Annotated in this window: 5 protein-coding genes and 1 pseudogene; 1 reads left to right on the top strand and 5 read right to left on the bottom strand. The window is 71.5% G+C overall.

Features of this window, described 5'->3' with window-relative positions; genetic code table 11:
* On the top strand, window positions 1-1,440 hold a 1,440-nt coding region (locus QN357_RS17085; protein WP_416347628.1), incomplete at its 5' end, for a leucyl aminopeptidase family protein.
* 96 nt (window positions 1,441-1,536) lie between these two features.
* Here the strand turns inward: QN357_RS17085 and QN357_RS17080 are convergent.
* The 5 genes and pseudogenes from QN357_RS17080 to QN357_RS17060 all read right to left on the bottom strand — a co-directional run.
* On the bottom strand, window positions 1,537-2,760 hold the full coding sequence (locus QN357_RS17080; protein ID WP_322140768.1) for an acetyl-CoA C-acetyltransferase: 1,224 nt from the start codon (window positions 2,758-2,760) through the stop codon (window positions 1,537-1,539).
* The gene (locus QN357_RS17075) at window positions 2,757-3,434 is read right to left on the bottom strand and encodes a 3-oxoacid CoA-transferase subunit B (RefSeq protein WP_322140767.1); all 678 of its coding nucleotides are present in this window, start codon (window positions 3,432-3,434) and stop codon (window positions 2,757-2,759) included. Before QN357_RS17075 ends, QN357_RS17080 begins: the two co-directional genes overlap by 4 nt.
* A gap of 1 nt (window position 3,435) precedes the next feature.
* Window positions 3,436-4,260, bottom strand: coding sequence for a CoA transferase subunit A (locus QN357_RS17070; RefSeq protein WP_322136019.1), 825 nt, complete (start codon window positions 4,258-4,260; stop codon window positions 3,436-3,438).
* A 21-nt stretch (window positions 4,261-4,281) separates the two neighbouring features.
* Window positions 4,282-5,607, bottom strand: a complete 1,326-nt coding sequence (gene pcaC / locus QN357_RS17065; protein WP_323505257.1) for a 4-carboxymuconolactone decarboxylase — start codon at window positions 5,605-5,607, stop codon at window positions 4,282-4,284.
* Window positions 5,604-6,241: pseudogene (locus QN357_RS17060) on the bottom strand (hypothetical protein); the annotation flags it as partial. The pseudogene QN357_RS17060 and the gene pcaC, both read right to left, overlap by 4 nt.

Below are 6,241 nucleotides of genomic sequence, written 5' to 3'. Positions count from 1 at the left end.
CGGGTCGAGATCACGCCCGACTTCGGTCAGGGCGCCACGATCGCCGGCTACGCCGTCTCGAGTGACGGCCCCGTCCCCGCGGCGATCGGACTCGACCGTGCCGCGCTCACGGAGGCCGGGTTCACCGGTGCGGTGGGCCAGGCGCTCGTGCTCCCCCAGGCATCCGCACCGACCCTCGTCGCCATCGGCGTCGGCGCGCAGGGTGTGCTCACGACCGCGACCCTGAGAGACGCCGCCGCCGCGTTCGCCAGGGCCGGCCGGCAGGGACGCCGTCTCGCGACGGACCTCCTGGACGCCGCGAGCGGGCTCGACCCGGTCGCGGCCAGCGCGGCCGTCGTCGAGGGCGCCGTGCTCGCACGCTATCGCTACCTCGAACTCAAAACGGCGACCACCCACATTCCCCTCGAAGCGCTCGACCTCGTCGGGAGCACCGCACACGCAGGCGGCGTCGCACGCGGCCTCGCCCTCGCCCGGGCGACGGCCCTCGCGCGCGACCTTGCGGCCGCCCCGCCCTCCCATCTCACGGCGACGGTCTTCGGCGACTTCGCAGAGGCTCTCGCACCGCAATTCGGGCTCGAGGTGAGCGTCTTCGACAAGGCGGAACTCATCGAGCTCGGCTGCGGCGGCCTCCTCGGCGTCAATGCCGGCAGCATCGAAGAGCCCCGGATGATCGAGGTCCGGTATCGCCCCTCCGAACAGCCGACCGGGCACCTCGCCCTCGTCGGCAAGGGCATCATGTACGACTCCGGCGGGATCGCTCTCAAGCCGGGCGATGTCACGCACCTCGCGATGAAGATGGACATGTCCGGTGCCGGCGCGATCTTCGCCGCGATGACTGCGCTCACAGAACTCGGCTGCACGAACGCCGTGACCGCCTATCTGATGTGCACAGACAACATGCCCTCCGGTTCGGCGACCGCGATGGGTGACGTCCTCACGATCCGCGGCGGCACGACCGTCGAAGTCAAGAACACCGACGCGGAGGGGCGGCTCGTGATGGCGGACGGGCTCGTCCTCGCCACCGAAGAGGGCGTTGACGCCATCGTCGACCTCGCGACCCTCACCGGGGCTGCGCTCGTCTCGCTCGGCCCGATGATGGCGGCGCTGTTCGGCAACGACCAGGACATCATCGACCAGGTGCGCGCGGCATCCGACCTCACCGACGAGACAGTCTGGCAACTTCCGCTCGACCGCCGCTACCGCAACCAGCTCGACTCGGACGTCGCGGACATGTCGAACCTCGGCGGGCCGTTCGCCGGCGCGACGACCGCTGCCCTGTTCCTCGCGGACTTCGTCGGCGACACCCCCTGGGCGCACGTCGACATGTGCGGCCCGATGCAGTCGGACTCCGACGACTCCTGGCGGACCAAGGGACCGACCGGTTTCGGAGCCCGCCTGCTCGTCGAGCTCGCGCTCGCGTTCCGGCCCCCGGCCGCCTGAGCACGGCCGCCGGCTGCGGAGCGCACGGTCGGCTCTTGCTTCGGCTTGCGCGCACCGGATGCCCGGCCCGAGCGACCGGACAGCGATCGCCTCCCATCACACCCGTTCGAAGACGGCGGCGAGGCCCTGTCCACCCCCGATGCACATGGTCTCGAGAAGGTACTGCCCCCCGGTGCGGTGCAGGTGTCTGCTCGCGGTCGCCAGGATGCGTGCGCCGGTGGCACCGACGGGGTGACCCAGGGAGATGCCGGAACCGTTCACGTTGGTGCGTTCCCAGTCGGCGTCGGTGAATTTCCACTCCCGGCTGACCGCGAGCACCTGCGCGGCGAATGCCTCATTGAGCTCGATCAGGTCGATGTCCGCGAGGGTGAGGCCTGCGCGTTCGAGGGCCTTCTTCGTTGCGGGCACCGGCCCGATGCCCATCCGCGAGGGCTCGACGCCGGCCCTTGCCCACGTCACGAGGCGCACGAGCGGGGTGAGCCCGAGCTCCGCGGCGCGCTCAGGGGTCGTCACGAGGCACACGGCGGCGGCGTCGTTCTGCCCGCTCGCGTTTCCGGCGGTGACCGTCGCGTCGGCATCCGTCTTCACGAGAATGGGACGCAGCCCGGCGAGACCGGCCAGGGTCGTGTCCGGCCGCGGGGTTTCGTCGCGGGAGACGACGACGGCGCCCTTTCGCCCCGGAACCGTGACCGGAACGATTTCGGCGTCGAAGCGGCCCTCTGCAACGGCCGCCGCGGCGCGCTGCTGGGACCGCACGGCGAGCTCGTCCTGCTCGGTACGACCGATGCCGTACTCCCGGCGCAGGTTCTCCGCGGTCTCGAGCATGCCGCCGGGAACCGGGTAGTTGCGGCCGCCGGCGGTCTCCCGGCCACGGCTGAGCGCGTCGCGCAGCAGCACGCCCGGCCCGGCCGTGATTCCGAAACGGGAATCGACGGTGTAGAACGGCGCCTGGCTCATCGAGTCGACTCCGCCGGCCACGACGACGTCGCTGATGCCGGTCTGCACCTGCATCGCCGCGTCGAGCACGGCCTGCAGGCCGGAGCCGCACCGCCGGTCGAGTTGGAGCCCGCCGACGGTCACCGGCAGGCCGGCGTTGAGGGCGGCGACGCGGGCGACGGATGCCGCCTCCGCGGTCGGGTAGGCCTGCCCGAGGATCACGTCGTCGATCACACCCCCGTCGATGCCGGTACGTTCCAGCAGGGCCGCGATCACGGCGGCGGCGAGGTCGGCCGGCGCGACCGTGGCGAACATCCCGCCGAAGCGCCCGATCGGGGTGCGCACCGGTTCGCAGATGACGACCTCGCGCATCCGCTCGTTCATGCGCCGACCCCTGGCAGCAGGGTGCGGATGACGCCCGGTTCCGCGGGCACGAGCAGCCGCGCCCCGGTCGCGGCCTGCACCTCCGCGACGGTGAGACCCGGAGCGACCTCCCGCAGCACGAGCCCCTCCCCGGTGACGTCGATCACCGCGAGGTCGGTGATGATCCGGGTGACCACGTGCTTGCCGGTCAGGGGAAGGGAGCACTCCGCCACGATCTTGTGCTCGCCGGCACGCGTGACATGCTCCATCACGACGATCACGGTATCGGCGCCGTGCACGAGGTCCATCGCCCCGCCCATACCTTTGATCATCTTGCCCGGCACGGCCCAGTTCGCGATGTCTCCCGTCTCCGAGACCTGCATCGCGCCGAGAACGGCCACGTCGATGACCCCGGCACGGATCATGCCGAAGCTCTGCGCGGAGTCGAAGTACGCCGCACCGGGATTGACGGTGATGGTCTCCTTGCCGGCGTTGATCAGTTTCGGGTCCTCCTCGCCCTCCCACGGGTACGCCCCGACGCCGAGCACCCCGTTCTCCGAATGCAGGATGACGTGCACCCCCTCCGGCAGGAAGTTCGGGATCAGGGTCGGCAGGCCGATCCCGAGGTTGACGTAGCTGTCGGGGGCGAGTTCCTGCGCGGCTCGGGCCGCCATCTCGTTGCGGGTCAGGGGCATGTCAGCCTTCCGTTCTGGCGGTCTGGGCGGATGCCGCGGCCGCGGCGGCGCCTCCCGGCCGTGGCCGGGTCGTGACCTTCTCGATCGGGAGGTCATGCGCATCCGCGTGGTTCAGCTGCACGATCCGTTGCACGTAGATGCCGGCGAGGTGCACGTCGTCCGGATCGATCTCGCCCGGTTCGACGAGCTCGTCGACCTCGGCGATGGTGATCCGGCCGGCCATCGCTGCCGGCGGGTTGAAGTTGCGGGCCGACTTCTCGAAGACCAGATTGCCGTGCCGGTCGCCGCGAGCGGCGCGCACCAGGGCGAAGTCGGTGACGATCGCCTCCTCGAGCACGTATTCCTGCGTCTTTCCGAGCGAGGAGAACACCCTGGTCTCCTTCGGCGGCGAGGACACCAGCACCTCCCCGTCTGGCCCGTAGCGCCAGGGCAGGCCGCCGTCGGCGACCAGGGTTCCGACGCCGCTCGCGGTGAAGAACGCCGGGATGCCGCTGCCGCCCGCGCGAAGCCGCTCGGCGAGGGTTCCCTGCGGGGTGAGCTCGACCTCGAGGTCACCGCCGAGGTAGCGCCGCGCGAAGTCCTTGTTCTCGCCGATGTATGACGCGATGACCCTGCTGATCCTGCCCTCCCTGAGCAGCTCACCGAGTCCCCAGCCGTCGACGCCGCAGTTGTTGGAGACGACCCGGAGGTCTGTCGTGCCCCGGTCGAGCAGGGCGCGGATCAGCACGATCGGCACGCCGACCAGGCCGAAGCCGCCGACGGCGAGGGAAGCGCCGTCTGGGATGTCCGCGACGGCGGCCGCCGCGGAGGTGAACGTCTTATCCATGGAGCAGTCCTTCGGTCCGGTTCAAGGAAGTGTCGGGGTCGGTGCAGAGGCGGCGGCCTCCGCGTCCAGGGCGGCGAACGTCGTGCGGGCTATCGAGAGCGCCGAGTTCGCGGCAGGCACCCCGGCGTAGATCGCGGTATGCAGCATCGCCTCGCTGATCTCGGCGCGGCTGAGCCCGTTGGTGAGCGCGGCGCGCACGTGCATCGCGAGCTCGTGCTCGTGGCCGCCGGTGATCAGGCAGGCGAGGGTGAGGAAGCTGCGGGTGCGCCGGTCGAGGCCGGGCCTGGTCCAGATTTCACCCCAGGCGTATCGGGTGATGAAGTCCTGGAAGTCGGCGGTCTCCGGGGTGATCGCGGCCGTCGCGGCATCCACGTGCGTGTCACCGAGCACGGCCCGGCGCACGGCCAGGCCCGCGGTGTACACCTCGGCCGCCGTTCGTGCGGAGGGATCCTGGGCCACGGCTAGTCCGATCGGCTGCTCCGCAGACGTTGCCGGGGGCGTCGCCGCGAGCTGTTCCCTGAGCAGGCCTGCGAGGTCCCGCGGCCGCTCGAGGGAGGGCAGGTGGGCGACTCCCGCGATCTCGGCGAACCGGGCGCCGGGAATGGCCGCGGCGAGTTCGGCGACGAGGGCACTCGGCGTGGCGAGGTCGAGTCCCCCGGCGACGCAGAGCGTCTGCACGGCGATGCCGGCGACCGCGTCGCGCTCGTCGAAGCCGGCGAGCGCCTCGCAGCAGAGCGCGTATGACTCGTCGTCGATGTCGAGCAGCCGGTTCAGCGCACCGGCACCCGCCGCGGGATCGCGCTCAAGGAACCCCGGAGCGAACCAGCGTTCGGCGCTGCCGATCACCATCGAGGGCGTTCCGCTCGCCCGGATCTGTGCGGCGCGCTCGTGCCAGCCCTCCGCTGTGCCGATCCGTGCCGCCGAACAGACGACGGTGAGGCTCAGCAGGCGCCCGGGGTGGCGGATGCCGAGCTCGAGCCCGACCGCTCCGCCGAGCGAGATCCCGGCATAGTGGAAGGACTCCGGTGCCGCGTCCGGACCGAGGGCGGCGGCCGTCGCGGAGTCGACGAGCGCGATCACCGCGTCGGCGAGTTCGGCGACCGTGAACGGTTCCCGCGCGGCCGGGCTGACCCCGTGTCCGGGCAGATCGAAGCTGAGCACCCGCAGGTCCGGATGTGCCGGGTCGCCGAGGGCGCCGAGGGCGTCGAGGGCGTCGACGACCGGGTCCCAGAGCGTCGTCGTGGTGCCGAGCGACGGTCCGAGAACGAGCAGCGACGCCCGGCCAGCCGGGCCAGCCGGGCCAGCCGGGCCAGGGCGAATCGTGCCACGAAGAAGGGGCTGGGTCATCGTTCAACCTTCCGTGCTGGGTGGGCAGGCACTGCCGGTTGACGAGGCACTGCCGGTTCACGAGGCACTTCTGCCTCGACGTGTGCCCGGTATCGGGCGAGCACCCGGTCGATCGCTGACGAACCCTGGCCAAGGCCGGAGTCCGCGTCGAATGCGGCCCAGGCCCGGTCCCGCAGTGCGTCGGTCACTCCCCCGGTGGCGCCCTCTGCTGCCAGCAGGCCACCCAGCGTCACCCGCAGCGGTCGCCGGGTCTCGTGGGATTCCTCGGCGGCACGCTGTACGAGTGCGAAGGCCCTGGTCTTCCCGAGGGCCTCGGCGAGCAGGGTGGTCACGCGTTCGCTGAAGACGAGCCCGTCGGTGAACTCGAGGTTGACCCGCATCCGCCCGGGGTGGACGTCGAGGCGCCCGGCGAGGTCGGCCGCTCCGCTGACCGCGGAAACCGCGAGCCGCTCGAGCTCGCGCAGGGTCTGCCACTCGGCGTGCCAGGCTCCGCTCGGGCGCTGGTCCTCGGCGAGCAGGCTGCCGTAGAGCGACGCCAGCAGAGCAGGGGTCTGGCGCGCTGCGGCCGTGACGAGCACGGCCGTCACCGGGTTGCGCTTGTGCGGCATCGCGCTGGAGCCGCCCTGTCCCGCAC

The sequence above is a fragment of the Cryobacterium sp. RTC2.1 genome, from assembly GCF_035018685.1.
Classification (GTDB): domain Bacteria; phylum Actinomycetota; class Actinomycetes; order Actinomycetales; family Microbacteriaceae; genus Cryobacterium; species Cryobacterium glucosi.
The sequence above is the reverse complement of the archived record's forward strand: the minus strand, read 5'-3'. Positions and strand labels throughout refer to the sequence as shown.

Coding starts and splice junctions, on each gene's coding strand:
- QN357_RS17080 (WP_322140768.1), bottom strand. CDS start 2,760: ATGAACGAGCGGATGCGCGAGGTCGTCATCTGCGAACCGGTGCGCACC.
- QN357_RS17075 (WP_322140767.1), bottom strand. CDS start 3,434: ATGCCCCTGACCCGCAACGAGATGGCGGCCCGAGCCGCGCAGGAACTC.
- QN357_RS17070 (WP_322136019.1), bottom strand. CDS start 4,260: ATGGATAAGACGTTCACCTCCGCGGCGGCCGCCGTCGCGGACATCCCA.
- pcaC (WP_323505257.1), bottom strand. CDS start 5,607: ATGACCCAGCCCCTTCTTCGTGGCACGATTCGCCCTGGCCCGGCTGGC.